We start from the raw sequence: 24,718 nt of genomic DNA on the forward strand, positions 1-24,718 counted from the left end.
TCTTCTGCGACAGAGCTATTCAGTAAATGTTACTACAATAATACCATAAACCGCGCCATGGTGCAACTGACTAGAACAGTGACAGCTGATTCGCATCTGGCATACCTTCTAAGCACCCGTGATCATCCATGTATTCGATGATTGTTTTTGAAACACGACCACGTTGTTGCAGATCTTCTTTCGATAAAAATTCTCCATGCTCCCGTGCAGCTACGATTGATTTCGCTGCATTAGTTCCTAATCCTGGGATAGCATTAAACGGCGGAATCAAACTCTTTCCTTCAATAATAAATTGATCAGCAGAAGATTTATATAAATCTACTTTCTGGAAAGTATAGCCCCGCTCTACCATTTCAAGCGTTAGTTCCATAACCGTTAATAAGTTTTTCTCTTTGGTTGAAGCTTCTAGACCTTTGGAATTGATGTCGTCAATTACTGAACGAATCGATTGCGACCCTTTGGACATTGCATTGACATCAAAATCTTCAGCCCGAACGGTAAAGTATGCTGCGTAATAAAGAATCGGGAAATGAACTTTGAAATAAGCAATACGAACAGCCATTAATACATAGGCAGCCGCATGGGCTTTCGGGAACATGTACTTAATCTTTTTACAAGATTCGATATACCAGTTTGGTACACCTTCTTTTTTCATCGCTTCTTCAAATTCAGGTGTTAAGCCTTTCCCTTTTCGAACGGATTCCATAATTTTAAATGCTAGTGAAGACTCTAATCCTTGATAAATCAAGTAAACCATAATGTCATCTCGACAACCAATTACATCTGACAGCTGACAAGTACCATTTTGAATCAATTCCTGCGCGTTACTTAACCAAACATCCGTCCCGTGAGACAGTCCCGAAATCTGAACCAGCTCCGAAAACGTATTCGGCTTTGTTTCTTCAAGCATTTGACGGACAAAACGCGTACCAAACTCAGGAATACCTAGTGTACCGGTCTTGCAGCCAATTTGTTCTTTCGTTACGCCAAGCGTTTCCGGTCCGGCGAAAATCTTCATGACTTCCGGATCGTCGGTAGGGATGGTTTTCGGGTCTATTCCAGATAAATCTTGCAGCATACGAATTACTGTCGGATCATCATGTCCGAGAATATCCAGTTTTAATAAATTATCGTGAATCGAATGGAAGTCAAAATGAGTCGTCTTCCATTCGGAATCCTGTGCATCTGCAGGGAATTGAATCGGCGAGAAATCATAAATGTCCATATAATCTGGAACAACAATAATTCCCCCTGGGTGCTGACCAGTGCTCCGTTTAACGCCTGAACAACCTTGCACAAGTCGATCGATTTCTGCGCCACGAATTGTCATATCTCGGTCGTTTGCATAGCCACGGACATAACCATAAGCCGTCTTTTCTGCAACTGTCCCAATCGTTCCGGCACGGAAAACATTACCTTCACCAAATAACTCTTTTGTATAGTTGTGAGCTTTGGACTGATACTCACCACTAAAGTTTAAATCGATATCGGGAACTTTATCTCCTTTAAATCCTAAAAACGTTTCAAACGGAATATCTTGACCTTCTTTTTGATACGGAATATCACAGTCTGGACAGTTTTTATCTTTCAAATCAAATCCTGAACTGACTGACCCATCATCAAAAAACTCAGATTTTTTGCATTTTCTACAAATATAATGCGGCGGCAACGGGTTTACTTCTGTGATTTCAGTTAATGTCGCAACTAAAGAAGACCCAACCGAACCACGCGAACCAACTAAGTAGCCGTCATCTAACGATTTTTTAACAAGTTTGTGTGAAATCAAGTAAATAACCGCAAATCCGTGACCGATAATGGATTTAAGTTCTTTTTCAATCCGCGCTTCTACAATTTCAGGTAACGGTAAGCCATAAATTTGTCGAGCCATATTATAGCTAAGCTCCCGGACTTCCTCATCAGCGCCTTCAATTTTCGGTGTATATAGTTCATCTTTGATCGGTTTCACGACATCAATCATGTCAGAAATTTTCAAAGAATTGGCTACCACAAGTTCATGTGCCGTTTCACTGCCAAGAAAATCAAACGCGTCTAGCATTTCATTTGTTGTTCTAAAATGTACTTTTGGCAATTTCGTACGGTTCAATGGATTCGCGCCACCTTGAGATCCAATTAATACTTGACGGAAAATGGCATCTGTCTCATCAAGGTAATGAACATTGCCAGTCGCCACTAACGGAATCTCTAATTTGCGACTAATTTTTACGAGTTTGCGGATAATGTCTTCTAAATTCCATTCATCTCGAATCATTTCTCGTTCGATTAAATGTGAATAAACTTCTTTCGGATGAACTTCTAAATAATCATAAAATTGAGCAGTCTTTTCGACTTCTTCCATCGATTTTTGCATAACTGCTTCAAATACTTCGCCTTTATCGCACCCTGAACCTACTAGCAGTCCTTTTCGATGCTTTTGCAATAATGAACGTGGAATACGCGGCACTCGGTAGAAATAATTGATATGCGAAGCAGATACCAGTTTAAAAAGGTTTTTCAATCCTTCGTCGTTTTGCGCGAGCAGTGTACAGTGAGTCGGACGCGATCGTTTATACGCATCGCCACTACCTACATAATCATTTAATTGATCGTGATACAAAATGCCTTTTTGATCAGCTTCTTTTAAAAGATGTGTCAGCAAATACGAAGTAGCTTCTGTATCGTAGATGGCTCTGTGATGCTGTGTTAGCTCAATACCAAACTTTTTAGCTAATGTATTTAGACGATGATTTTTCAATTCAGGGTGAAGCATACGCGCTAATTCTAAGGTATCGATTGTAGCATGTACGGTATCAATGCCGTATTTTTTGTAGCAAACATACAAGAAGCCCATATCAAATGATGCGTTATGAGCAACCATAATATGGTCTCCTGCCCAGTCATGGTATTTGCGAATAACTTCTTCCACTTCCGGTGCATTCTTCACCATGTCATCCGTAATCCCAGTTAAATCAATAGTCGTCGATGACAATTCATGATGCGGGTTTGCAAAACTTTCGAACTTATCGATGATTTGACCGCCTTTAATCTTTACAGCAGCTAGCTCAATGATGGTATCGTAAACAGCTGATAAACCTGTGGTTTCTAAGTCAAACACCACGAAGGTTTCTTCTTCTAATAGTGCATGGCGCTCTTCATACGCAATCGGTACACCATCATCTACTAAATTCGCTTCTAATCCAAAAATTGCTTTAATGCCATGTTTTTTACTGGCTGCGTAAGCATCCGGAAATGATTGCACACCAGCATGATCGGTAATGGCGATAGCAGGATGACCCCATTTGGCGGCTTGACTTACTAAAGAATCAACAGACGAAACAGCGTCCATTTGACTCATTGGTGTGTGCAAATGCAATTCAACACGTTTTTCTTCAGCCGTATCTCGTCGAAGTTCTGGTTTGATTTCCACCATATCTTGCGCCATCATGACCAAATCTCGAACAAAAGTATCCGTTTGAATCGAGCCACGTGCTTTTAGCCACATGCCTTTTTTCGCATTGGCCATTAATTCAGCATCTTCTTTATCACGCGAGAACATTTTCACAAGAATCGAATCGGTATAATCGGTTATTTTAACCGTTAATAATGAACGTCCGCTTCGTAGTTCACGAACTTCAGCATCAAAGACATAACCTTCGATAGTCACTCGGCGCTCTTCATCAACAATAGATTTAATATCAACGATATTTTCATCCGGTTTGATCGCAGAACCCATTTGGAATGGTCCTGAAGGAGCTCCATTTTCTTTCTGGCTGGTTTCTCGCTTTTTCATATCCGACAATGCTTTTTTCGCCATTTCTTCTTCTTCGCGCAAACGTTCTGCCATGAAAGCTGCATGAGCGGCTTCTTGATTTTCGTCTGATAGTTGGAAATCAATGGCTACGTGTGGAAATCCAAACTGACGGTAAACTCCCGCTAATTTATCACTGTATTTTGATTTTAATGCCATCATTTCGTGTTCATGACTGCATTGTAATAATAATTTATTGCCGTTCCAGACTGGAGCTTGCGACAATAACCGCTCACGTAGTGGCGGTGCCATGTCTGCCAATTCTTCAACAGCGTACTTCCAATAAGATAATACTAAGTTTTCCTGTGCCGTTTCTTGTGCCGTTTCAATGTTTAATTGAACTCGAGCAATTGGAGAAAATGTGCTATATAGACGTTCTTTTAATAATAAATACAAGTCAATCGGCAAGATATTCTTCAATTTCACAATAAATTTCCACGATCGCTCTTTTTTATGGACGGTCATCCGTGTCAATTCAGCCTCTTCGAAAAAGGGCATGTGTACATCGTCCGTTAGTTCGAGATGCTGAAGCAGCAATTTGAATCGCATCTTAGAGTCTTGCTCGTTTGTCATAATTATCCCCTTCATGGTAGTGATTTAAGAAAAGTGCTAGCTTAAGTTCTTTCAGGATCTTCTGAAGCAGGCAGAAAAAGAAAGGAAAGTACATAATGTACTTTCCTTTCATCATATCAGATTTCGTTATTATTTTTTAAAAAACTGCTGTATTTTCTCAAGTACTTCGTCACGCGTCCATTCAAATGTTTCACCTGTACGACGTATTTTAACTTCTAAAATGCCTTCTGCAGCTTTTTTACCAATTGTGATACGGATTGGTAATCCGATCAAGTCTGCATCTGCAAATTTCACACCCGCCCGTTCTTTGCGGTCATCAAGTAATACTTCGTAACGGTTTTCTTTTAATAACGAATACAGTTCTTCGCCAAGCTCACGCTGCGTGTCGTCTTTAACATTAACCGGTACTAAATGAACTTCATAAGGAGCAACAACATCTGGCCATGTAAAACCATTTTCGTCTTGGAATTGTTCTGCAACTGCAGCCAGCACACGCGATACACCGATTCCGTAACATCCCATAATATAAGGCATCGATTTGCCTTGATCGTTTAAGAACGTACCTTTTAACGGAATACTGTATGTTGTGCCCAATTTGAAAATGTGACCTACTTCAATGCCTTTAGCAAATTGAATTGTTCCTTGTCCGTCTGGAGAGGCATCTCCTTCTTGGATAAAGCGTAAGTCGTGGAAAGCAGGAACTGTAAAATCTTTTCCTGGTGTAACATTTTTATAATGATAGCCGCTTTCGTTAGCTCCAGCAATTCCATTAACGATGTTTTCCACTGCGTGATCAGCAAATAAACGAATATCCGCAGGTAAATTTACAGGACCAAGTGAACCAATATCACAACTTAATAATTGCTGTACGTCTTCAGCTGTTGCCATCTCAATAATTTTAGCGCCTGTTGCGTGCTTCACTTTAACGTCGTTGACTTCATGATCACCTCTTGCTAAAACGATGACCAATTCATCATCCGCTTTAAAGACCATTGTTTTAATACACTTATCAGCAGTCGTTTCAAAAAACTCTGCAACATCTGTAATCGTATTCTTGCCTGGAGTTGCAACTTTTTCCATCGTTTCAGGAGTTTCGTCTGAAACTGGATAATTTACGTTAACTGCAGCCATTTCGATATTCGCTGCATATGAAGAAGTGTCCGAATAAGCAATTGTATCTTCGCCAATTTCCGACAACACCATAAACTCATGGTTGTCTTTTCCACCAATCGCACCTGAATCCGCAATAACTGCGCGGAAATTTAGTCCAAGACGTGTAAAGATATTCGTATATGCTTGCATCATTACGTCATACGTTTCATCTAAACTTTCAGTCGTCGCATGGAACGAATAAGCATCTTTCATTAAGAATTCACGGCCACGTAACAAGCCAAAGCGGGGACGTTTTTCATCTCTAAATTTCGATTGAATTTGGAACAAATTCAAAGGTAATTTTTTGTAAGATTTAATCTCATCACGCAATAAGCTCGTAATGACTTCTTCATGAGTTGCACCTAGTGCAAATTCACGATCATTGCGATCTTTCAAACGCATCAATTCGTCGCCATAAGAATACCAACGACCAGATTCTTGCCATAATTCAGCTTGTTGAAGTGCAGGCATGAAGATTTCGACGCTATTAGCAGCTTCCATTTCTTCGCGAATCACGGTTTCAACTTTTTGAAGTACACGTTTGCCAAGTGGTAAAAACGAGTAAATACCACTCGTGTTTTGACGGATAAAGCCTGCGCGTAATAATAACTGATGCGATCTTACTTCTGCATCGGCTGGAGTTTCGCGTAAAGTCGGGATAAACGTTGCTGTTTGTTTCATTCCAGAATACACCTCAACTGACTATAAAATTTTTAGTAAAGTATTAAAAGTTCAGGACAGGCAATAAATCGCCTGTCCACTGTTGCTCAATTGCTTATTTTAAAAGAAATATTTTTGAATATCATTCCAAGTGACAACGAGCATGAGTAGCATAAGTAGCATAATCCCGACAAAATGGACCATTCCTTCTTTTTGCCGATCTACCGGTTTGCCACGTAATGCTTCAACGATAAAGAACATTAAACGTCCACCATCAAGTGCTGGTAATGGAAGCAAGTTCATAATACCAAGATTGATACTCAACATACCAGCCCAGCTCATCAACGTGAAGAAACCATATTTGGCAACTTCTTCAGTCGTTTTGTAAATCCCTACAGGACCTGACAAGGCATCAATTGTAAATTGCCCTGTTACAAGCATTCCTAATAGACGGAATATTTCTTTGAACCAAAAGATGGTTCGTTCAGCACCATATGCGAATGAACCAAGAAAATCTTTTTCCATCGGGCTTTGGTATAGAACACCAATAACACCAACCTCTTCAGCAGATTGCTCTGCAACTTCAGGAGTAATGGTAAAGTCTAACGGCTCACCGTCGCGTTCTACTTCAAAAGCTAGCGGATTTCCCGCATTGTTTTGAACAGATTCAACTAACTCGTCCCATGTAGCAATTGCATCTCCTTCGATTGAGGTTACCAAATCACCATTTTGCATTCCCGCTTCAGCTGCCGGACTTTCTTCTGTCACTTCAGTTATCACAGGTTCAAAAGTAGGGATGCCTTGCATCATGCCAAGTGCTGTAAAAATAAGAAACGCTAAAATGAAATTGAAAAGCGGACCTGCAAAAATCGTCATAAATCGCTTGCCTACTGTTTTCGAATCAAATTGTCGATCATATGGAGCTAAAATAATTTCTCTGCCATTTTCCTCGACAACAGCGTCACGTGCTACATCAATACGCATTAATTTTTCTTCTTCGTCATAACCTTTAATCCAAAGCTCTTTTTCCAAATCTGCTTCTTCTACTTCTAAAAACAGAATTTCAGGATAAACATTCTTTTGATTCATGATTATTTTTTTAGCTAATCCTTCTTTGTTCAATAAAATACCGATGCGATGGCCTGCCTGAATATGGATGGTGTCCATATCTTCGCCTGCCATGCGCACATAGCCGCCTATTGGCAACAACCGTAATGTGTAAAGCGTTTCTCCTTTGGTAATGCCCAAAATTTTCGGACCCATCCCAATTGCAAATTCACGAACTAAAATGCCCGCCCGTTTTGCGAAAAGAAAATGACCAAATTCATGGAAAAATACTAAAGCACCGAAAATTATTATAAACGAGATAACCGTTTCCATTTTGAACCCACCTTTATAAACTTATTCGGTTTTGATCTTTAGTTATTTTAGCATTTTTTTAACGAATTTTCTTGTTTCAGCATCTACATGCAAAATCGTTTCTAAATCTGGATTAGCTAAAACTTCATGTTGATCCATTGCACGTTCAATCATTTCCTCAATTTGCAAAAACGTAATTTCTTCATTAAGGAATAATGCTACGGCTTGTTCGTTCGCAGCATTTAATACTGTCGTCATGGTTCCACCTGCATTTCCAGCATCAAATGCCAATTGCAATGCACGGAAGCGTTTATAGTCCATTTCTTTGAAATTCAATTGACCAATTTCTGCTAAGTTTAGTCGTTTTGCCTCAGGACGCGGAAAGCGATCCGGATAAGACAAAGCATATTGAATCGGTACACGCATATCCGGAGTGCCAAGTTGCGCCATAACGCTTGTATCTTGGAATTCGACCATCGAATGAATAATACTTTCTCGGTGAAGTACAACATCAATATCCGCATATGCAAAATCAAATAGCACATGAGCTTCGATGACTTCTAATCCTTTGTTGACCATAGTGGCTGAATCAATCGTAATTTTCGACCCCATCGACCAGTTTGGGTGATTTAATGCATCTTGAACAGAGACGTTTTTCAATTGTTCACGTGTTAAATCACGGAAGCTACCACCAGAGGCCGTTAAGATTAATCGACTGGCTTGCTCTTTCTTTTCGCCGTTTAACGCTTGAAAAAGTGCCGAGTGTTCACTGTCAACCGGCAATATATCTGCACCATAATCTCTAGCGCTATCCATAACTAAATGACCTGCTGTTACGAGCGTTTCTTTATTTGCAATAGCGATGGTCCGGCCAAGCTTGATTGCTTCTAATGTAGGCTCGAGACCAACACTACCAAGTACTGCATTGACAAGGACATCCGCATCGTAAACAGCGATTTCGATCAGACCTTTGGCACCGCTCACAAACGACACACTCGGGTATTCAGCTGCTAGTGTTTTTGCGTCTTCTGGTTGTTGAATACAAACAATTTCAGGTTTGAATTCCGCGATCAGTTTACGTGTAATGTCCATGTTTTTTCCAGCAGCAAATCCAACTAAAGTAAATTCATGCGGATGTTCTCGGATAATGTCAGCTGTTTGCACACCAATCGACCCTGTAGCACCCAGCAAAATAATTTTCTTAACCATTCAGCAATTTCCTCTCTTAGATGAAATGTAAAAAGTGAAGCAAAGGCATCACAAACAAAATACTATCAAAGCGATCCAATATTCCGCCGTGTCCTGGTAAAATCGTTCCTGAGTCTTTCACGTTAAAATGTCTCTTCAACGCAGATTCTACTAAATCACCCATTTGACCAAAAACAGAGGCAATTATAGTCACTACTACGATTAATATAACGGAATGGTTTAATGGGATAAAATAATTAAAGATCAATGCAATTCCAATCGCCCAAATAATTCCACCAACAAATCCTTCAACCGTTTTATTTGGCGAAATTTCCGGCCACAGTTTCCGCTTGCCGATTTTACGTCCTGTAAAATAAGCGCCTGAATCAGTAAACCAGACAATTAACAAAGCAAATATTAGGTAACTAAGGCTTGCTTCACGCGTTTCGATAAAGTAAAAGAAGCCAATACCTACATATAAAGTACCCATAATAGCAAATGCTGCATCATCAAAAGTAAAACTGTTTTTCACAATTACTGTATGTATCAAAAGTAAAATGACGGCTAAAAAGGCAAATTCAATTTTTTCGTAGCCAGTCCATTCAAACACTTGCTGCGCCCATTGAGTAGGAAGCATAAATGCATATAATGCAATCAGAGAAATAAGGCCAGGAATACTCCGTAAGCTCCGGCCTTTCATTTTTAAAAGTTCTTGCAAGGCTATAGTTCCTAACATATACACAAGTAAAATAAACGGAATACCACCATAAATAACAAAAGGGATGAAAAAAGCCGCTGCGATAACACCTGTTATGATCCGTTGTTTCATTTCACTTCGTCCCCTTTCAACCCTCCATACCGACGATTACGATTTTGGTAAATTTGAATCGCTTCAAGTAAGGAATCTTCATTAAAATCGGGCCACAAGGTTTCCGTAAACCAAAACTCGGTATAAGCCAATTGCCAAAGCATGAAATTACTTAAACGCACTTCACCACTTGTACGAATCAATAAATCAGGTTCAGGCAAGCCTTTTGTCATTAGCCCTCCTGTAATGAGGTCTTCGTTTATGTCGTCAAGCGTTAACGTGCCTTCAGCTACTTGTGCTGCAATGTCTTTAACTGCATCAACAATTTCTGCGCGACTTCCATAATTTAATGCGAAATTTAATATAAGTCCTGTATTATTTTTTGTCGCTTCTTTTGCCTTATTTATAGCTTTAAGTGTATGCGTTGGCAAATTCTCATGGTACCCCATCATTTCTACGCGCACATTTTCTTTTACTAACTCGGGCAGAAAGGTCGTTAAGAACTCTTCAGGCAAACGCATCAAAAAATCCACTTCAATTTTTGGACGTTTCCAGTTTTCTGTGGAAAATGCATACAAAGTTAATACACTTACCCCTAGTTCGTTGGCAAGCTTTGTCACTTTGCGAACTGTCTTCATTCCTTCATGATGCCCAGCAACTCTTGGCAATGAACGTTTTTTTGCCCAACGGCCATTTCCGTCCATAATGATTGCAATATGCGCTGGAACTTCTTCATTTGGAATCAAAACTGAGCGATCTTTATTTTCCATGACCACATCAGTATTTCTTTTTAATAGTTTATTAAACATAGTTAATCCTCCACCTATTACAAATCGGCATGTCTATTGCTTATCATATCAAAAAAAATAGCATTGTGCGCTTCTTTCAGAATAGAGCTATAATTTTTGGCATGAAAAAGCGTCCTGTTTAACAGGACGCTCAACATAAGATGAAGTTCGATTTAAACTTCCATAATTCCTTTTTCTTTATCTTTAGCCATTTCATCGATTTTCGCAATGTTGTCATCTGTCAATTTCTGAACATCATCGGAATATCCACGCAAGTCATCTACTGTAATTTCACTTTTCTTCTCAAGTTTTTTAAACTCGTCATTAGCATCGCGGCGAATATTGCGGATTCCAATTTTCGCTTCTTCTGCTTCTTTTTTCACTTGCTTAACAAGGTCTTTACGACGTTCTTCAGTCAAAGCGGGTACAGCTAAGCGAATAACAGAGCCATCATTTGATGGACTTAAACCTAAGTCAGATTTAAGAATCGCTTTTTCAATATCACCAAGAACCGATTTGTCATACGGTTGGATCATGATCAAACGAGCTTCAGGAATTGAAATTCCTGCGACTTGGTTGACCGGTGTTGGAGAACCGTAATAATCGATGGACAATTTATCCAAAATTGATGGAGTTGCACGGCCAGCACGAATTGATGCTAAATCGCGTGAAAAAGCTTGGATTGCACTAGACATTTTAGTTTCGGTTTCATTCATTACTGATTTCGGCATTAGATTGTTCTCCTCACTACTGTACCGATTTTCTCTCCAAGTACAGCTCTTTTTATATTTCCTTTTTCCATAATAGAGAATACTACGAGTGGGATGTCATTGTCCATACAAAGCGTAGAAGCAGTTGAATCCATCACTTGCAAACCTTGTTGAATCACGTCGAAATAAGAAAGTTCATCATATTTTACTGCAGTTGAATCCGTCTTCGGATCAGCTGAGTATACACCATCAACATTGTTTTTTGCCATTAAAATGACATCGGCTTCAATTTCTGCCGCACGCAATGCTGCTGTTGTATCAGTTGAGAAGTAAGGATTTCCTGTACCTGCTGCAAAGATGACAACCCGTTTTTTCTCTAAATGACGAATGGCTCTTCTGCGGATATATGGTTCAGCTACTTGGCGCATTTCAATAGATGACAGCACGCGTGTTTCTACGTCCTGTTTTTCTAATGAATCTTGTAAAGCCAATGAGTTCATAACTGTCGCCAACATGCCCATATAATCAGCTGTCGCACGATCCATACCCATTTCAGAACCGACTTTACCTCTCCAAATGTTACCGCCGCCTACAACTACTGCGACTTCTACTCCGAGTTCTACCACTTCTTTTACTTGGCTTGCTACTGATTTGATAATCTCAGGGGACAATCCGAAACCCTGTCCTCCTGCCATTGCTTCACCACTTAGTTTTAATACAATGCGTTTATATTGCTGAACACTCATCGGTACCCTCCGTTACACTTTTATTGAAAAATAGGGAACACATTCTCGTGTTCCCTAAGTTAAACCATATGATAAACAATCTTATTTTTTGTTAACTTGGCTCATAACTTCATCAGCAAAGTTGTCTTCACGTTTTTCGATTCCTTCTCCAACTTCGTAACGGATGAATTCTTTAACAGTTCCACCAGTTGAAGTTGCGAAATCACGAACTTTTTGATCTGAGTTCTTAACGAATGCTTGGTCAAGCAAGCAAATATCTTCGAAATATTTACCAAGACGGCCTTCAACCATTTTAGCAACGATTTTTTCAGGTTTGCCTTCGTTTAATGCTTGCTCAGTCAAAATTTTGCGCTCGTGTTCTACTTCGTCAGCAGAAACTTCATCACGAGAAATGTATTTAGGGTTTAATGCAGCAATGTGCATAGCGATATCGCGAGCAGCATCTGAATCTGTAGAGTTCTCAAGAACTACTAATACTGAAATTCTTCCGCCCATGTGTAGGTATGGTCCAAATGCATCAGCATCTGTTTTCGTGCGGATTTCAAAGCGACGCAAAGTAATTTTTTCACCAATTTTAGCGATAGCGTTTGAAATGTGGTCTGCAACTGTCAAACCGTTAGACATTGTAGAAGCGTTAGCTTCTTCAACAGTAGCTGGTTTAGTTGTGATCAAGTGATCGCCCAATTCTTTTACTAATGTTTGGAAGCCTTCGTTTTTCGCAACAAAGTCAGTTTCTGCGTTTACTTCGAAGATAATTGCTTCGTTTTCTTTTACAAGAATCGAAGTGATCCCTTCAGCTGCAATACGGTCTGCTTTTTTAGAAGCGCTTGAAAGACCTTTTTCACGTAGGAAATCGATTGCCGCTTCCATATCACCGTCTGTTTGTACTAAAGCTTTTTTGCAATCCATCATACCTGCGCCTGTTTTAGCGCGTAATTCTTTTACCATTTGTGCTGTTACTGCCATGATTAAATTCCTCCTTCATAATTTGTAGCTATTTTCTCAAAAAAAGGTGATAAGAGGGGTTGGCCGCTTATCACCTGTGTAATCGTGAATTACTCAGCAGATTCAGCTTGAGTTTCTTCATCTTCTTCCGGTTTTGACTCAAGCAATGCATCCGCCATTTTACCAGTTAATAATTTAACTGCGCGAATTGCATCGTCGTTTGCAGGAATAACATAATCGATTTCATCTGGATCACAGTTAGTATCAACGATACCAACGATCGGGATGTTCAATTTCATTGCTTCTGCAACTGCAATACGTTCTTTACGTGGGTCAACTACGAACATTACGTCCGGTAGTGAACTCATGTCACGGATACCGCCTAGGAATTTAACAAGACGTTCGTGTTGTTTTTTCAACTGAACAACTTCTTTTTTCGGTAGAACTTCGAAAGTTCCATCTTCTTCCATGCGTTCGATTTGTTTCAAACGGTTCACACGTTTTTGGATTGTACCGAAGTTAGTAAGTGTTCCACCCAACCAACGTTGGTTGATGTAGTAGTTACCAGAGCGTTCTGCTTCTTCTTTAATAGCGTCTTGAGCTTGTTTTTTCGTACCAACGAAAAGAACTTTTCCGCCTTCTTCGCCAACTTGTTTCATGAAGCTATAAGCTTCTTCAAGTTTGCGAACTGTTTTTTGTAAATCGATGATGTAGATACCGTTACGCTCCACGAAAATATATTTTTTCATTTTCGGGTTCCAACGACGAGTCTGGTGACCGAAGTGTACACCAGCTTCTAACAATTGTTTCATTGAGATTACTGCCATGATATGTTTCCTCCTGATAGGTTATTTTTTCCCTCCGCATTTTTCTTCTCTGAACCGTTACCCGATTGGGCACCTACGACTCAAATCGAAATGCGTGTGTATTTAACACCATTTGAAATTATATCACGCTACCGTTCAAGAACGCAACAAGTTTCTATCATTTAGTTGAGATAGACAAAAAAAGATGCCGGAAATTCCCCGGCATCTTTTCAAAACAAAATTAGTTCATTTTTAATTGTTCAAGTTCTGCAAGGAATTTCGTGTTCAATACTTTAATGTATGTCCCTTTCATTCCTAGAGAACGTGATTCGATAACGCCAGCACTTTCAAGTTTACGAAGTGCATTAACGATTACTGAACGTGTAATACCAACGCGGTCAGCAATTTTAGAAGCAACTAGTAATCCTTCGTTGCCATCTAATTCTTCGAAGATGTGTTCAATTGCTTCAAGTTCACTGTATGAAAGTGAAGAAATCGCCATTTGAACAACAGCTTTGCTACGAGCTTCCTCTTCAATGCGGTCGCCTTTTTCGCGAAGGATTTCCATCCCTACTACTGTTGCGCCGTATTCTCCAAGAATTAAATCATCGTCATGGAATTCTGCTTCTACACGTCCAAGAAGCAATGTTCCAAGACGTTCGCCACCACCGTTAATTGGGACGATTGTTGTAAGACCGTCTTTAAACAACTCACGTTCTTCAACTGGGAAGATTGTGTGTTCGCTGTTTACGTCTAAGTTTTCAGTTGTTTCTGTGATGTTTGAAAGTTTTTGAGTATACTCAGCTGGGAATTGACGATCTTCAAGCATACCTTTCATACGATCGTTTTCGATTTGTTGGTTGATTGCATAGCCTAACACTTTACCTTTACGGCTTACTACGAACGCGTTACATTCAATAACTTCGCTCAATGTTTCAGCCATATCTTTAAAGTTTACTTTTTTTCCGCCTGCTGCTTCCAGCATAGAGTTAATTCGTCTTGTTTTTCCTAATAAATTCATTTAAATGAACCTCCTACAGTATTCGTACCTTGTTTATTCAATATTCTAAAGGTTTTTACACCTCAATGGAACTATTACGCCTTGTTTTACAGAATAAATTGTGACAAGTCTTTGTTTTTTGCCACATTTTCGAGTTTTTCATTCACATATTGGACAGTAATGTCAATTTGCGCTGGAGAAATCTCGGAAGCTTCAAAAGACAAATCTTCCAAAAGGCGCTCCAGGATGGTATGTAGCCTGCGCGCACCGATGTTATCTGTATCTTGATTTACTTCATATGCAATTTCTGCAAGTCTGATTATTGAGGCATCACTGAAGTGTACCACAATTCCCTCTGTTTCGAGAAGGGCTTTATACTGATTTATTAAAGAATGTTTTGGTTCTGTTAATATTTTTACAAAATCTTCTACTTCTAGCTTCTGTAATTCTACTCGAATTGGAAAGCGACCTTGCAATTCAGGGATCAAATCAGATGGTTTCGACATATGAAATGCTCCGGCAGCTACAAACAACATATAATCCGTTTTGACCGCTCCGTATTTAGTCGAAACAGTAGATCCTTCCACAATCGGTAAGATATCGCGCTGTACACCTTCTCGTGACACATCAGCTGAAGACGAATTGCTTTTACTCGCTATTTTGTCCATCTCATCGATAAAGATAATGCCATGCTGCTCAGCTCGTTCAATGGCTTCCATTCCTACTTCTTCATCGTCTACTAACTTAGCCGCTTCTTCTGTCGTTAACACACGACGAGCTTCTTTTACTCGTAAACGCCGCTTTTTCTTTTTCTTTGGCATAAGAGAAGAAAATGCATCCTGCATATTAGCTCCCATTTGTTCCATTCCCGAACCTTGTAGAGCGTCAAACATAGAAAGTGAATTTTCAGCCACTTCAACCGTAACCCACTCTTCTTCTAATTTACCTGCTTTTAAGTCAGCAGCGATCTCTCTTCTCTTCACTCGAACTTCAACTTCTGCAGTTGGTTCTTCTTCTTCCTGCTCGAGTTTTTGTCCGAAAAACATTTCTAGCGGGTTTTGGTTTGTTTGTTTTTTACGTAGAGAAGGCGCCAATAATTTAACGATTCGTTCATTCGCTGCCGTCTCCGCTTGGAATTTAACCGCTTCGTATTTTTCTTCTTTAACGATCCGCACAGCTGATTCGACTAAATCGCGTACCATCGATTCAACATCACGACCCACATATCCGACTTCTGTGAACTTTGTCGCTTCTACTTTAATGAATGGCGCACCCGTCAATTTAGCAATACGACGAGCGATTTCTGTTTTACCGACTCCAGTCGGACCAATCATTAAAATGTTTTTCGGAATTACTTCTCCGCGCATTTCTTCGTCCAACCGACTTCTACGGTAGCGATTTCGCAAAGCGATAGCAATCGAACGTTTTGCATCTTTTTGTCCGACAATGTAACGATCTAAGTGATTAGTAATTTGTCTTGGCGTTAAATCCGTTTGATTTTTCATTAGGATAATTCCTCCACAACAATTTGGTGATTTGTATAAACACAAATATCTGCTGCAGTTTCTAAAGCTGATTTCGCAATCTCTGCGGCTGTAAAATGATCTCCTGCGAATTTCTTTAATGCACGTCCAGCTGCTAACGCATAGTTACCACCAGATCCAATAGCTAAAATGCCATCATCCGGTTCAATCACTTCGCCAGTTCCTGAAACAAGCAATAGTTCATCTTTGTTCATGATAATAAGCATGGCTTCTAATTGGCGAAGCATTTTGTCTCCACGCCATTGCTTAGCCAGTTCCACAGCCGCTCTTTGAAGGTTGCCGTTATACTCAGTTAACTTTCCTTCGAACATTTCAAACAATGTAAAAGCATCTGCAACTGAGCCTGCAAACCCAGTTAACACTTGCCCATTATATAATTTACGCACTTTTCTTGCTGTATGCTTCATCACTACAGCATTGCCAAATGTCACTTGCCCATCGCCTGACATCGCACATTGACCATTATGTCGAACCGCGAATATTGTGGTTGCATGAAATTCTTGCATCGTAAAATGCCCCTTTCTAAGCTCTTGGATGTGAGTTCAAATACGTATTCCGTAAATGTTCTTTCGTAACGTGCGTATATACCTGCGTAGAACTTAAATGAGAATGTCCCAATAATTCCTGGACAGTCCGAATATCGGCTCCGTTATTGATCAGGTGAGTTGCAAAAGTATGACGAATCATATGTGGATAAATAGAAGAATTGACAGAAGCCTTTTTCATGCACTCGCTTAAAATATGACGAACGCCTCGATCGGTAACCGCTTCTCCTCGACTATTTACAAATAAATAATCATGTTCTTGCTTCTTCATCAATTTAGGACGTGCATCTTCGAGGTAATGTTCCAATGCATCTTGTGCAAACTGGCCATAAGGAATATAACGTTCTTTTCTTCCTTTCCCCATCACTTTTACAATTTGCATCGTTTGGTCTAAATCATTCAATCGAATAGATACACATTCGCCGACTCGCATACCGGTTGCATACAGTAATTCAAGTAATGCTGTATTACGAACCGACAATTTATCTTCACCCAGTACTGATTTAAACAGCTGTGCTAATTCCTCTTCATAAAAAAATTGCGGTAGCCGCTCTTCTTTTTTAGGATGATACAACGATCTAAACGCAGCTTCATCCAACCCATACTCCCGATTAGCATAACGGAAAAAAGACCGAATTGCAGAAATTTTTCTAGAAACCGTTGTTCTCGATAGTTTAGCATCATATAATTTCGTGACATAATTTCTAGCATGTATATATTCGACTTCTCTAATGTCTGGTACACCTTCAGCATTCAGAAACTGAAAAAAATCCGCCAAATCATGTTCATAATGGTGGACGGTATGTTCAGAATAATTTTTTTCCAATTGGATATAACTCATAAAAGATTCCAGCATCTTTTCTTTTTCCATACGCGCTCCACCTTTCAGCAAATAGAAAAGCCTCTAAATTATAACAACATTTAGAGGCTTTTATCAATTAAACAGTTATTGTATTCATATAATTTTGAATTGATTCGAGAGCGCGGTTTGCGTGTCTTTCCGCACGCTCTTGTTTTGAACGGATACGTTCTCCTAAATCAGGGAACAATCCGAAGTTAACGTTCATTGGTTGGAAATTCTTGCTGTCTGCTTCGGTAATGTATCGAGCCATACTACCTAATGCTGTTTCAGCTGGGAATATCAATAATTCTTCACCCAATGCCAATTTCGCAGCGTTAATGCCCGCTAATAACCCACTTCCTGCAGATTCAACATAACCTTCGACCCCCGTCATTTGACCAGCAAAGAAAATGTTTTCATCTGCTTTTAATTGATAAGTCGGTTTCAGCACACGCGGCGAGTTGATAAACGTGTTGCGGTGCATCACACCATAACGCACAATTTCAACATTTTCCAAGCCTGGGATCAATTTCAACACTTCTTTTTGAGGTCCCCATTTAAGATGTGTTTGGAAACCAACGATATTGTAAAGTGTTCCAGCTGCATCATCTTGACGAAGTTGAACAACTGCATACGGACGTTCTCCTGTTTTCGGATCTTCCAATCCAACTGGCTTCATCGGTCCGAATGTTAAAGTTTTCTCGCCTCTAGCTGCCATAACTTCAACAGGCATACAACCTTCAAAGTAAATTTCTTTTTCGAATTCTTTCAAAGGTACTACTTCAGCTTCAACAAGCGCTGTATGGAATCGCTTAAACTCTTCTTCTGTCATTGGACAGTTTAAATAAGCTGCTTCCCCTTTGTCGTAACGGGATTTCAAATATACTTTATCCATATCAATGCTGTCTTTTTCAACGATTGGTGCTGCTGCATCATAGAAATACAAATATTCTTCACCCGTCAATTTACGAATCTTCTCAGCAAGTGCTGGAGAAGTTAATGGACCGGTCGCAATAATCGTGATGCCTTCTGGGATTTCAGTTACTTCTTCATTGATCACTTCTACTAATGGATGGTTTTTCACTTTATCAGTAACTGCCGCGGCAAATTCGTGACGGTCAACTGCTAGTGCACCACCCGCTGGTACTGATGCACCATCTGCTGATTCGATAATGACAGAATCCAATTTGCGCATTTCTTCTTTGATCACACCAACAGCGTTGGTTAATGAATTTGCGCGCAAGGAATTACTGCAAACCAGTTCGGCAAATTTATCTGTGTGATGTGCAGCAGTTTGTTGAACTGGTCGCATTTCAAATAAACGGACGTTCACTCCGCGTTTTGCGATTTGCCATGCCGCTTCACTACCAGCTAACCCTGCTCCAATTACGTTTACATATTTCGTCATTTCTAAACACCTCTATATTATTATTGAACTTCTTCTTTATAATCACAGCTCGTACAACTAATTTGTACACCTTTTTTCACTTTTTTCTCTACTAATAACTCGCTACATTTTGGACACGGTCGCTCAATTGGTTTATCCCATGAGACAAATTCGCATTCTGGATAACGTTCGCAACCGTAGAATATGCGGCGTTTTTTACTTTTTCTTTCGACAATTTCACCTTGCTTACACGTTGGGCATGTAACCCCTATATGCTTCACAATCGCTTTCGTATTTCGGCATTCAGGGAAGTTACTGCATGCCATGAATTTTCCGTAGCGACCCAATTTGTAAACCATAGGCGACCCACATAGTTCACAATCTTCGCCAGCCGGCTCATCTTTGATCTGCACTTTTTCCATTTCATTTTCTGCTACTTCAACATTTTTTTCGAATTTCCGATAAAATGCGTCGATAATAGAGCGCCATTCGATTTCGCCTTCTTCGACAGTATCCAAGTCATGCTCCATTTTAGCTGTAAATTCAATGTTTAATATATCCGGGAAAAATTCAAGCACTAGCTGATGAACAATTTCACCCAACTCTGTTGGGATAAAGCGTTTTGCATCTAGTGTGACATACCCACGTTTTTGGATGGTATCCAATGTTGGTGCGTAGGTTGACGGACGTCCAATTCCAAGCTCTTCAAGCGCTCGTACTAAACGGGCCTCTGTAAAACGTGGAGGCGGCTGCGTAAAATGCTGATTTGGTGTAATATCAACCGCTTCTACTACGTCCCCTTCAGCCATTTCCGGTAAGATATTATCTTTTTCTTCTTTTTGATCATCCGTACCTTCAATATAAAGCTTCATGAAACCTGGAAATTTAACTTGAGAACCATTTGCACGAAATACTGCTTCACCATTTTGCAATTCTGCCATAACTGTATCCAATACAGCCGACGACATCTGACTTGCCACAAAACGGTCCCAAATGAGTTTATACAGTCGGTAAAGATCACGCGAAAGAATGCTCTTCATCGACTCTGGTGTCCGCATTACACTTGTTGGACGCACAGCTTCGTGGGCATCTTGTGATTTTGCCGACTGCTTGGCAGCGACTTTTTGTGTAACGTACTGCTCACCGTAGTTTTCAACGATAAAATCGATTGTATCTTTTTTCGCCGTATCTGAAATCCGCGTTGAATCTGTACGCATATAGGTGATTAATCCTGTGATGCCTTCTTTCCCTACTGCAATACCTTCATACAATTGTTGCGCTAGCATCATTGTCTTTTTAGCTCGGAAGTTTAACTTGCGGGCAGCTTCTTGTTGGAGTGAAGAAGTTGTAAAAGAAGGGGAAGGATTTCTTTTTCTCTCTTTTTTTACAACACGATTTACTTTGAAATCTTTTCCTGACATTGAAGACATTACTTCTTTGACATCGGCTTCATTATGCAATTTCATTTTCTCTTTTGTGTTGCCATAAAATTGCGCTTCAAATTTTTTCTTCGATTTTTCGAACTCGCCAGTAATAGACCAGTATTCTTCCGGTTCAAAAACTTTGATTTCGTTTTCACGATCAATGACTAAACGCAAAGCCACTGATTGAACGCGTCCAGCTGACAATCCTTTTTTCACTTTTTTCCAAAGTAATGGACTAATGCTATACCCAACAAGACGATCTAGAATTCGGCGTGCTTGTTGTGCATCGACTAAGTCCATATCAATTTTGCGTGGATGCTTAAATGATTCTTTAATCGCATCTTTCGTGATTTCGTTAAAGACGACACGACAATCTGAAGTTTGGTCAATGCCGAGTGCCGTAGCTAAATGCCACGCAATTGCTTCTCCTTCTCTGTCGGGGTCAGCCGCGAGAAAGACTTTCTTTGCTTTTTTCGCTTCTTTTTTAAGATCTTGTAAGATTGGTCCTTTACCTCTGATCGTAATATAACGAGGTTCGTAATTGTTTTCCACGTCTACACCCATTTGACTCCGGGGCAAATCGCGTAAATGTCCAAGTGAAGCACGGACTTTATATTTCTTACCCAAATACCGTTCGATTGTTTTAGCCTTTGCAGGCGACTCCACAGTCACTAAAAAATCCGCCATAATTATTTCCTCCTCATAGAGGTTTCTCAAAACTGCTTAAAAGAATTACCTGTTGCAAAATGTATAACAGTTTTTAGCTTAATGCAAGGGTTTTCGTTTTTTTCATTCTTTTCAAACTGGCATATGTTGGTATTCCTCTAGCACTTGCCAACCGTTCCATACCGGTTTTGCGCCTTCTAGTATCAATTTATTGGGTCCTTCAGATAACAGAGAGTCTATACTTCCTGGCACGGCGAAAATATCTTTCCCATGATCCAATGCATGTTCAATTGTGCTTAATGTGCCACTTTTCACTTGCGCTTCTGTCACGATAATTCCTTTAGACAATCCACTGATAATGCGATTTCTCATCGGAAAATTCCATTTTTCAGGCTTTATATACGGCGGATATTCGGTTAAAACAAGATGTCTTTCTTCTATTATATGGTTTAAGTTTGCGTTTTCTTTTGGGTAAGGATGCAAAAAACCACTGCCCGTAACAGCTATCGTCCGACCCCCTAAATCAATCGCTTTTTGATGAGCCATGGCATCCGCCCCTTTTGCTAGGCCGCTGACAATCACATAGTCTTTTTCAACAAGTGGGGGAACGATTTTTTGCAGAGCTTTTTGAGAATAGGATGTGGCTTTACGTGATCCAATTATGGCTATTTTTCGAGAATTAGCTAACAATGTGAGATCTCCTTTGGCATAAAGAACAGCTGGTGGATCAAACAATTCGAGTAAACTCTTGGGATATAGTGGATGTTGATAAGATATGGGGAGTATCTTATATTTGGCGTAGGTTTCGGCTAAGGGGAATGTCAGTGATTGTCGGTAAGAAGCTTTCAGTTGGACTGCTTGCTCTAATTTAATATTCAGTAGCCACATTAGTTCATTTGGAGATTTTCGTTCGAGCTTTGTCAGGTCTGGATCATCAGCTAATAGCGGTAATAGCTTTTGCAAACTTTTCGGATAAACATAATGCAATGCCAATAAACGTTCAGTAAACTCTTTGTTCATGTTGTTCCTCCTGTTCTTTTTTGAAATCTATTAAGATGGTTCGACTCAGATCCACCTTCACTTCATTTTAATCGTTTTTTCTATTGGCGTAAACTTTCAAATTGCGCCTGCAGTCATCCTTTTTCCTCAACTGAACAGGAATGTCTATCACCTTATTTTTTTGTTGTTTACTTGTTTTCAATGGTAAGCTTAAAGAGTCATGACAATGTTTTTAATGCAAACACTTGTACTTTGCTATTTAGTTTCTTACTATTACCAAAAGGGAGTTCTCACATGAGGGTTAGAAAAACAATTCACTTTACCGCTGTTGTTTTGTGGTTAATCTCCGCCAGTTATTTAATTTATAAATATTCGTTAAATGCGGGCTACTGGGATCTTCCACTTTATACTAGCTTGGTCTTATTCCTTATTATCATCATTAGCCAAAAACCGTTTACTAAACTAAACTTATGGATTTTCTTTTTTTATATTGCTTTTGGCATTTGGATTTTAGTCGATATTTTTTTGATGATGACAGATGTTTTTCAGTAGAATAACGCGTTTATTATTTACATACATACGAAAACAAAAAAAGACTCAAAACCTTGGTTGACCAAGGTTTTGAGTCTTTTATTTATTAATGAGTTTTACACTTGTCGTATAAACCTTTTTCTTTAATCACTTTGATCAAAGTTTCTCCGATTACTGATGGAGTGTCTGCAACTTCGATTCCAGCTTCGTTCATAGCTTTGATCTTATCAGCAGCTGTTCCTTTACCGCCAGAAATAATCGCACCGGCATGGCCCATACGTTTTCCTTCAGGTGCAGTTTGTCCACCGATAAATCCTACAACAGGTTTTGTCATGTTCGCTTTAACCCACTCAGCAGCTTCTTCTTCAGCTGTTCCGCCGATTTCACCGATCATTACAACTGCGTACGTATCTTCATCTTCGTTGAATTCTTTCAACACATCGATAAAGTTTGTACCGTTTACTGGGTCTCCACCGATACCGACAGCTGTCGATTGGCCAATTCCCTCTTCAGACAATTGGTGAGTCGCTTCATACGTCAGTGTACCTGAACGTGAAACAACGCCAACATGTCCTTTTTTGTGAATGTATCCAGGCATGATGCCGATTTTACATTCGTCCGGAGTAATAACGCCCGGGCAGTTAGGTCCAACAAGACGTGTTTTCTTGCCTTCCATGTAACGGTTCACTTTCACCATATCCAACACTGGAATGTGCTCAGTGATACAAATTGCCATGTCAAGCTCAGCTTCAACAGCTTCAAGAATTGCGTCTGCAGCGAAAGGTGCCGGTACGTAAATTACAGATACGTTAGCTCCTGTAGCTTTTACTGCTTCTTCAACAGTATTGAAGACAGGTACGCCTTCAGCTTCAGTTCCGCCTTTACCTGGTGTTACACCCGCAACGATTTTCGTTCCGTATTCAAGCATTTGCTTTGTATGGAAAAGGGCAGTTGACCCTGTAATTCCTTGTACAAGCACTTTTGTGTCTTTATTAATGTATACACTCATTTTTGTCCCTGCCCTTCTTTAGCCTACAAGTTCTACGATCTGTTTAGCACCGTCTGCCATTGTTCCAGCAGCTACGATATTAAGACCTGATTCATTAAGCAGTTTTTTACCAAGTTCTACGTTTGTTCCTTCAAGACGGACTACTAACGGCACTTCAAGGCTTACTTCTTTAGCAGCTTGAATAACGCCTTCCGCAATAATGTCACACTTCATAATACCGCCGAAAATGTTAACGAAAATTCCTTTTACATTCTTATCAGAAAGAATGATTTTGAAAGCTTCCGTTACTTTCTCAGCAGTGGCACCGCCCCCAACGTCAAGAAAGTTAGCGGGTGTTCCGCCGTAATAGTTGATCGTGTCCATTGTTGCCATAGCAAGTCCGGCGCCGTTAACCATACAGCCGATGTTCCCATCTAAAGAAATGTAGCTCAAGTCATACTTAGAAGCTTCAATTTCTTTTGGATCTTCTTCGTCGAAATCGCGAAGTTCCACAATGTCTTTGTGGCGGTAAAGAGCGTTTTCATCGAAATCGAATTTCGCATCAAGCGCTAAAATATTGCCGTCGCCAGTTTCAACTAACGGGTTAATCTCAACGATAGAAGCATCTTTTTCGATAAATACAGTGTATAGTCCAAGCATAAATTTCGCCGCTTTGTTAACAAGCTTTGGCGGAATATTCATGTTGAAAGCCATACGGCGTGCCTGGAAACCAGTCAAACCGATTACTGGATCGATTACTTCTTTAAAGATTTTTTCAGGAGTGTTTTCAGAAACTTCTTCGATATCTACTCCGCCCTCTTCAGAGCCCATAAGAGTGACACGAGCAGTTTGGCGGTCAAGCACCAATCCGATATAGTACTCCTTCTTAATGTCAGATCCTTCTTCGATCAAAAGGCGTTTGATTTCTTTACCTTCTGGACCTGTCTGGTGAGTCACAAGAACTTTACCTAAAAGTTCTTTCGCATATGTACGGACTTCATCCAGATTTTTAGCGATTTTAACCCCGCCAGCTTTGCCTCGTCCACCTGCGTGGATTTGAGCTTTTACCACGACAACATCCGTACTCAGTTCTTTAGCTGCCTTAACTGCTTCTTCTGGAGAAAAAGCAACGGTGCCGTATGAAACTGCTACTCCATATTGTCTGAGGAGTTCTTTACCTTGATATTCATGGATATTCATCTGTCATCCTCCAATCAAACATCTCTATCGTAATTTTATTGCCTATACCATTG

20 protein-coding genes are annotated in these 24,718 nt (G+C 39.9%); 1 reads left to right on the top strand and 19 read right to left on the bottom strand.

Annotated features, from left to right (window positions below):
• Positions 1-70: 70 nt before the first annotated feature.
• The 17 genes from BBI08_RS10985 to dprA all read right to left on the bottom strand — a co-directional run bounded on the left by BBI08_RS10985 (position 71) and on the right by dprA (position 21,967).
• On the bottom strand, positions 71-4,378 hold the full coding sequence (locus tag BBI08_RS10985) for a PolC-type DNA polymerase III (protein ID WP_065528089.1): 4,308 nt from the start codon (positions 4,376-4,378) through the stop codon (positions 71-73).
• 129 nt (positions 4,379-4,507) lie between these two features.
• On the bottom strand, positions 4,508-6,211 hold the full coding sequence (locus BBI08_RS10990; protein WP_008497944.1) for a proline--tRNA ligase: 1,704 nt from the start codon (positions 6,209-6,211) through the stop codon (positions 4,508-4,510).
• A gap of 99 nt (positions 6,212-6,310) precedes the next feature.
• Positions 6,311-7,570: an RIP metalloprotease RseP gene (gene rseP, locus BBI08_RS10995; RefSeq protein ID WP_065528090.1), complete on the bottom strand. Its 1,260-nt coding sequence runs from the start codon at positions 7,568-7,570 to the stop codon at positions 6,311-6,313.
• A gap of 42 nt (positions 7,571-7,612) precedes the next feature.
• Positions 7,613-8,758: a 1-deoxy-D-xylulose-5-phosphate reductoisomerase gene (gene dxr / locus BBI08_RS11000; RefSeq protein ID WP_008497945.1), complete on the bottom strand. Its 1,146-nt coding sequence runs from the start codon at positions 8,756-8,758 to the stop codon at positions 7,613-7,615.
• 16 nt (positions 8,759-8,774) lie between these two features.
• Positions 8,775-9,566, bottom strand: coding sequence for a phosphatidate cytidylyltransferase (locus BBI08_RS11005; RefSeq protein ID WP_008497946.1), 792 nt, complete (start codon positions 9,564-9,566; stop codon positions 8,775-8,777).
• On the bottom strand, positions 9,563-10,354 hold the full coding sequence (locus tag BBI08_RS11010; protein ID WP_008497947.1) for an undecaprenyl pyrophosphate synthase: 792 nt from the start codon (positions 10,352-10,354) through the stop codon (positions 9,563-9,565). Before BBI08_RS11010 ends, BBI08_RS11005 begins: the two co-directional genes overlap by 4 nt.
• A 152-nt stretch (positions 10,355-10,506) precedes the next feature.
• Positions 10,507-11,064, bottom strand: a complete 558-nt coding sequence (gene frr, locus BBI08_RS11015; protein WP_008497948.1) for a ribosome recycling factor — start codon at positions 11,062-11,064, stop codon at positions 10,507-10,509.
• Positions 11,064-11,789: a UMP kinase gene (gene pyrH, locus BBI08_RS11020; protein ID WP_008497949.1), complete on the bottom strand. Its 726-nt coding sequence runs from the start codon at positions 11,787-11,789 to the stop codon at positions 11,064-11,066. The genes frr and pyrH overlap by 1 nt, the downstream gene beginning before the upstream one ends.
• Positions 11,790-11,870: 81 nt before the next feature.
• A complete protein-coding gene (gene tsf, locus BBI08_RS11025) occupies positions 11,871-12,755 on the bottom strand; it encodes a translation elongation factor Ts (RefSeq protein WP_065528091.1) in 885 nt (294 codons plus the stop codon).
• 89 nt (positions 12,756-12,844) lie between these two features.
• The gene (gene rpsB, locus BBI08_RS11030) at positions 12,845-13,561 is read right to left on the bottom strand and encodes a 30S ribosomal protein S2 (protein WP_008430856.1); all 717 of its coding nucleotides are present in this window, start codon (positions 13,559-13,561) and stop codon (positions 12,845-12,847) included.
• Positions 13,562-13,781: 220 nt separating this feature from the next.
• Complete coding sequence (codY, locus tag BBI08_RS11035) at positions 13,782-14,561, bottom strand: GTP-sensing pleiotropic transcriptional regulator CodY (RefSeq protein WP_065528092.1); 780 nt, start codon at positions 14,559-14,561, stop codon at positions 13,782-13,784.
• A gap of 86 nt (positions 14,562-14,647) precedes the next feature.
• The gene (gene hslU / locus BBI08_RS11040; protein WP_065528093.1) at positions 14,648-16,045 is read right to left on the bottom strand and encodes an ATP-dependent protease ATPase subunit HslU; all 1,398 of its coding nucleotides are present in this window, start codon (positions 16,043-16,045) and stop codon (positions 14,648-14,650) included.
• Positions 16,045-16,590, bottom strand: coding sequence for an ATP-dependent protease subunit HslV (gene hslV / locus BBI08_RS11045; protein ID WP_008497953.1), 546 nt, complete (start codon positions 16,588-16,590; stop codon positions 16,045-16,047). Before hslV ends, hslU begins: the two co-directional genes overlap by 1 nt.
• 16 nt (positions 16,591-16,606) lie before the next feature.
• Positions 16,607-17,500, bottom strand: a complete 894-nt coding sequence (gene xerC / locus BBI08_RS11050) for a tyrosine recombinase XerC (RefSeq protein WP_040850897.1) — start codon at positions 17,498-17,500, stop codon at positions 16,607-16,609.
• A gap of 67 nt (positions 17,501-17,567) precedes the next feature.
• The gene (trmFO, locus tag BBI08_RS11055; RefSeq protein WP_008497954.1) at positions 17,568-18,878 is read right to left on the bottom strand and encodes an FADH(2)-oxidizing methylenetetrahydrofolate--tRNA-(uracil(54)-C(5))-methyltransferase TrmFO; all 1,311 of its coding nucleotides are present in this window, start codon (positions 18,876-18,878) and stop codon (positions 17,568-17,570) included.
• Positions 18,879-18,898: 20 nt separating this feature from the next.
• Entirely contained in the window at positions 18,899-20,968 is a 2,070-nt protein-coding gene (gene topA / locus BBI08_RS11060; RefSeq protein ID WP_065528094.1) for a type I DNA topoisomerase, read from the bottom strand.
• Between the two features lie 111 nt (positions 20,969-21,079).
• Entirely contained in the window at positions 21,080-21,967 is an 888-nt protein-coding gene (gene dprA / locus BBI08_RS11065; protein WP_008497956.1) for a DNA-processing protein DprA, read from the bottom strand.
• A 273-nt stretch (positions 21,968-22,240) separates the two neighbouring features.
• Here dprA and BBI08_RS11070 point away from each other — a divergent pair, with 273 nt between their 5' ends.
• A complete protein-coding gene (locus BBI08_RS11070) occupies positions 22,241-22,498 on the top strand; it encodes a hypothetical protein (RefSeq protein ID WP_065528095.1) in 258 nt (85 codons plus the stop codon).
• Between the two features lie 85 nt (positions 22,499-22,583).
• Here the strand turns inward: BBI08_RS11070 and sucD are convergent, their stop codons facing one another.
• Both sucD and sucC read right to left on the bottom strand, forming a co-directional pair.
• The gene (gene sucD, locus BBI08_RS11075) at positions 22,584-23,486 is read right to left on the bottom strand and encodes a succinate--CoA ligase subunit alpha (protein WP_008430844.1); all 903 of its coding nucleotides are present in this window, start codon (positions 23,484-23,486) and stop codon (positions 22,584-22,586) included.
• 18 nt (positions 23,487-23,504) lie between these two features.
• The gene (sucC, locus tag BBI08_RS11080) at positions 23,505-24,665 is read right to left on the bottom strand and encodes an ADP-forming succinate--CoA ligase subunit beta (protein ID WP_008430842.1); all 1,161 of its coding nucleotides are present in this window, start codon (positions 24,663-24,665) and stop codon (positions 23,505-23,507) included.
• Positions 24,666-24,718: the final 53 nt, after the last annotated feature.

It is taken from the genome of Planococcus halocryophilus (assembly GCF_001687585.2).
Classification (GTDB): Bacteria; Bacillota; Bacilli; order Bacillales_A; family Planococcaceae; genus Planococcus; species Planococcus halocryophilus.

Bases quoted from the DNA above. Each gene is read 5' to 3' on its own strand.
- BBI08_RS10985 (WP_065528089.1), bottom strand. From the start codon at position 4,378: ATGACAAACGAGCAAGACTCTAAGATGCGATTCAAATTGCTGCTTCAG.
- BBI08_RS10990 (WP_008497944.1), bottom strand. From the start codon at position 6,211: ATGAAACAAACAGCAACGTTTATCCCGACTTTACGCGAAACTCCAGCC.
- rseP (WP_065528090.1), bottom strand. From the start codon at position 7,570: ATGGAAACGGTTATCTCGTTTATAATAATTTTCGGTGCTTTAGTATTT.
- dxr (WP_008497945.1), bottom strand. From the start codon at position 8,758: ATGGTTAAGAAAATTATTTTGCTGGGTGCTACAGGGTCGATTGGTGTG.
- BBI08_RS11005 (WP_008497946.1), bottom strand. From the start codon at position 9,566: ATGAAACAACGGATCATAACAGGTGTTATCGCAGCGGCTTTTTTCATC.
- BBI08_RS11010 (WP_008497947.1), bottom strand. From the start codon at position 10,354: ATGTTTAATAAACTATTAAAAAGAAATACTGATGTGGTCATGGAAAAT.
- frr (WP_008497948.1), bottom strand. From the start codon at position 11,064: ATGCCGAAATCAGTAATGAATGAAACCGAAACTAAAATGTCTAGTGCA.
- pyrH (WP_008497949.1), bottom strand. From the start codon at position 11,789: ATGAGTGTTCAGCAATATAAACGCATTGTATTAAAACTAAGTGGTGAA.
- tsf (WP_065528091.1), bottom strand. From the start codon at position 12,755: ATGGCAGTAACAGCACAAATGGTAAAAGAATTACGCGCTAAAACAGGC.
- rpsB (WP_008430856.1), bottom strand. From the start codon at position 13,561: ATGGCAGTAATCTCAATGAAACAATTGTTAGAAGCTGGTGTACACTTC.
- codY (WP_065528092.1), bottom strand. From the start codon at position 14,561: ATGAATTTATTAGGAAAAACAAGACGAATTAACTCTATGCTGGAAGCA.
- hslU (WP_065528093.1), bottom strand. From the start codon at position 16,045: ATGAAAAATCAAACGGATTTAACGCCAAGACAAATTACTAATCACTTA.
- hslV (WP_008497953.1), bottom strand. From the start codon at position 16,590: ATGCAAGAATTTCATGCAACCACAATATTCGCGGTTCGACATAATGGT.
- xerC (WP_040850897.1), bottom strand. From the start codon at position 17,500: ATGGAAAAAGAAAAGATGCTGGAATCTTTTATGAGTTATATCCAATTG.
- trmFO (WP_008497954.1), bottom strand. From the start codon at position 18,878: ATGACGAAATATGTAAACGTAATTGGAGCAGGGTTAGCTGGTAGTGAA.
- topA (WP_065528094.1), bottom strand. From the start codon at position 20,968: ATGGCGGATTTTTTAGTGACTGTGGAGTCGCCTGCAAAGGCTAAAACA.
- dprA (WP_008497956.1), bottom strand. From the start codon at position 21,967: ATGAACAAAGAGTTTACTGAACGTTTATTGGCATTGCATTATGTTTAT.
- BBI08_RS11070 (WP_065528095.1), top strand. From the start codon at position 22,241: ATGAGGGTTAGAAAAACAATTCACTTTACCGCTGTTGTTTTGTGGTTA.
- sucD (WP_008430844.1), bottom strand. From the start codon at position 23,486: ATGAGTGTATACATTAATAAAGACACAAAAGTGCTTGTACAAGGAATT.
- sucC (WP_008430842.1), bottom strand. From the start codon at position 24,665: ATGAATATCCATGAATATCAAGGTAAAGAACTCCTCAGACAATATGGA.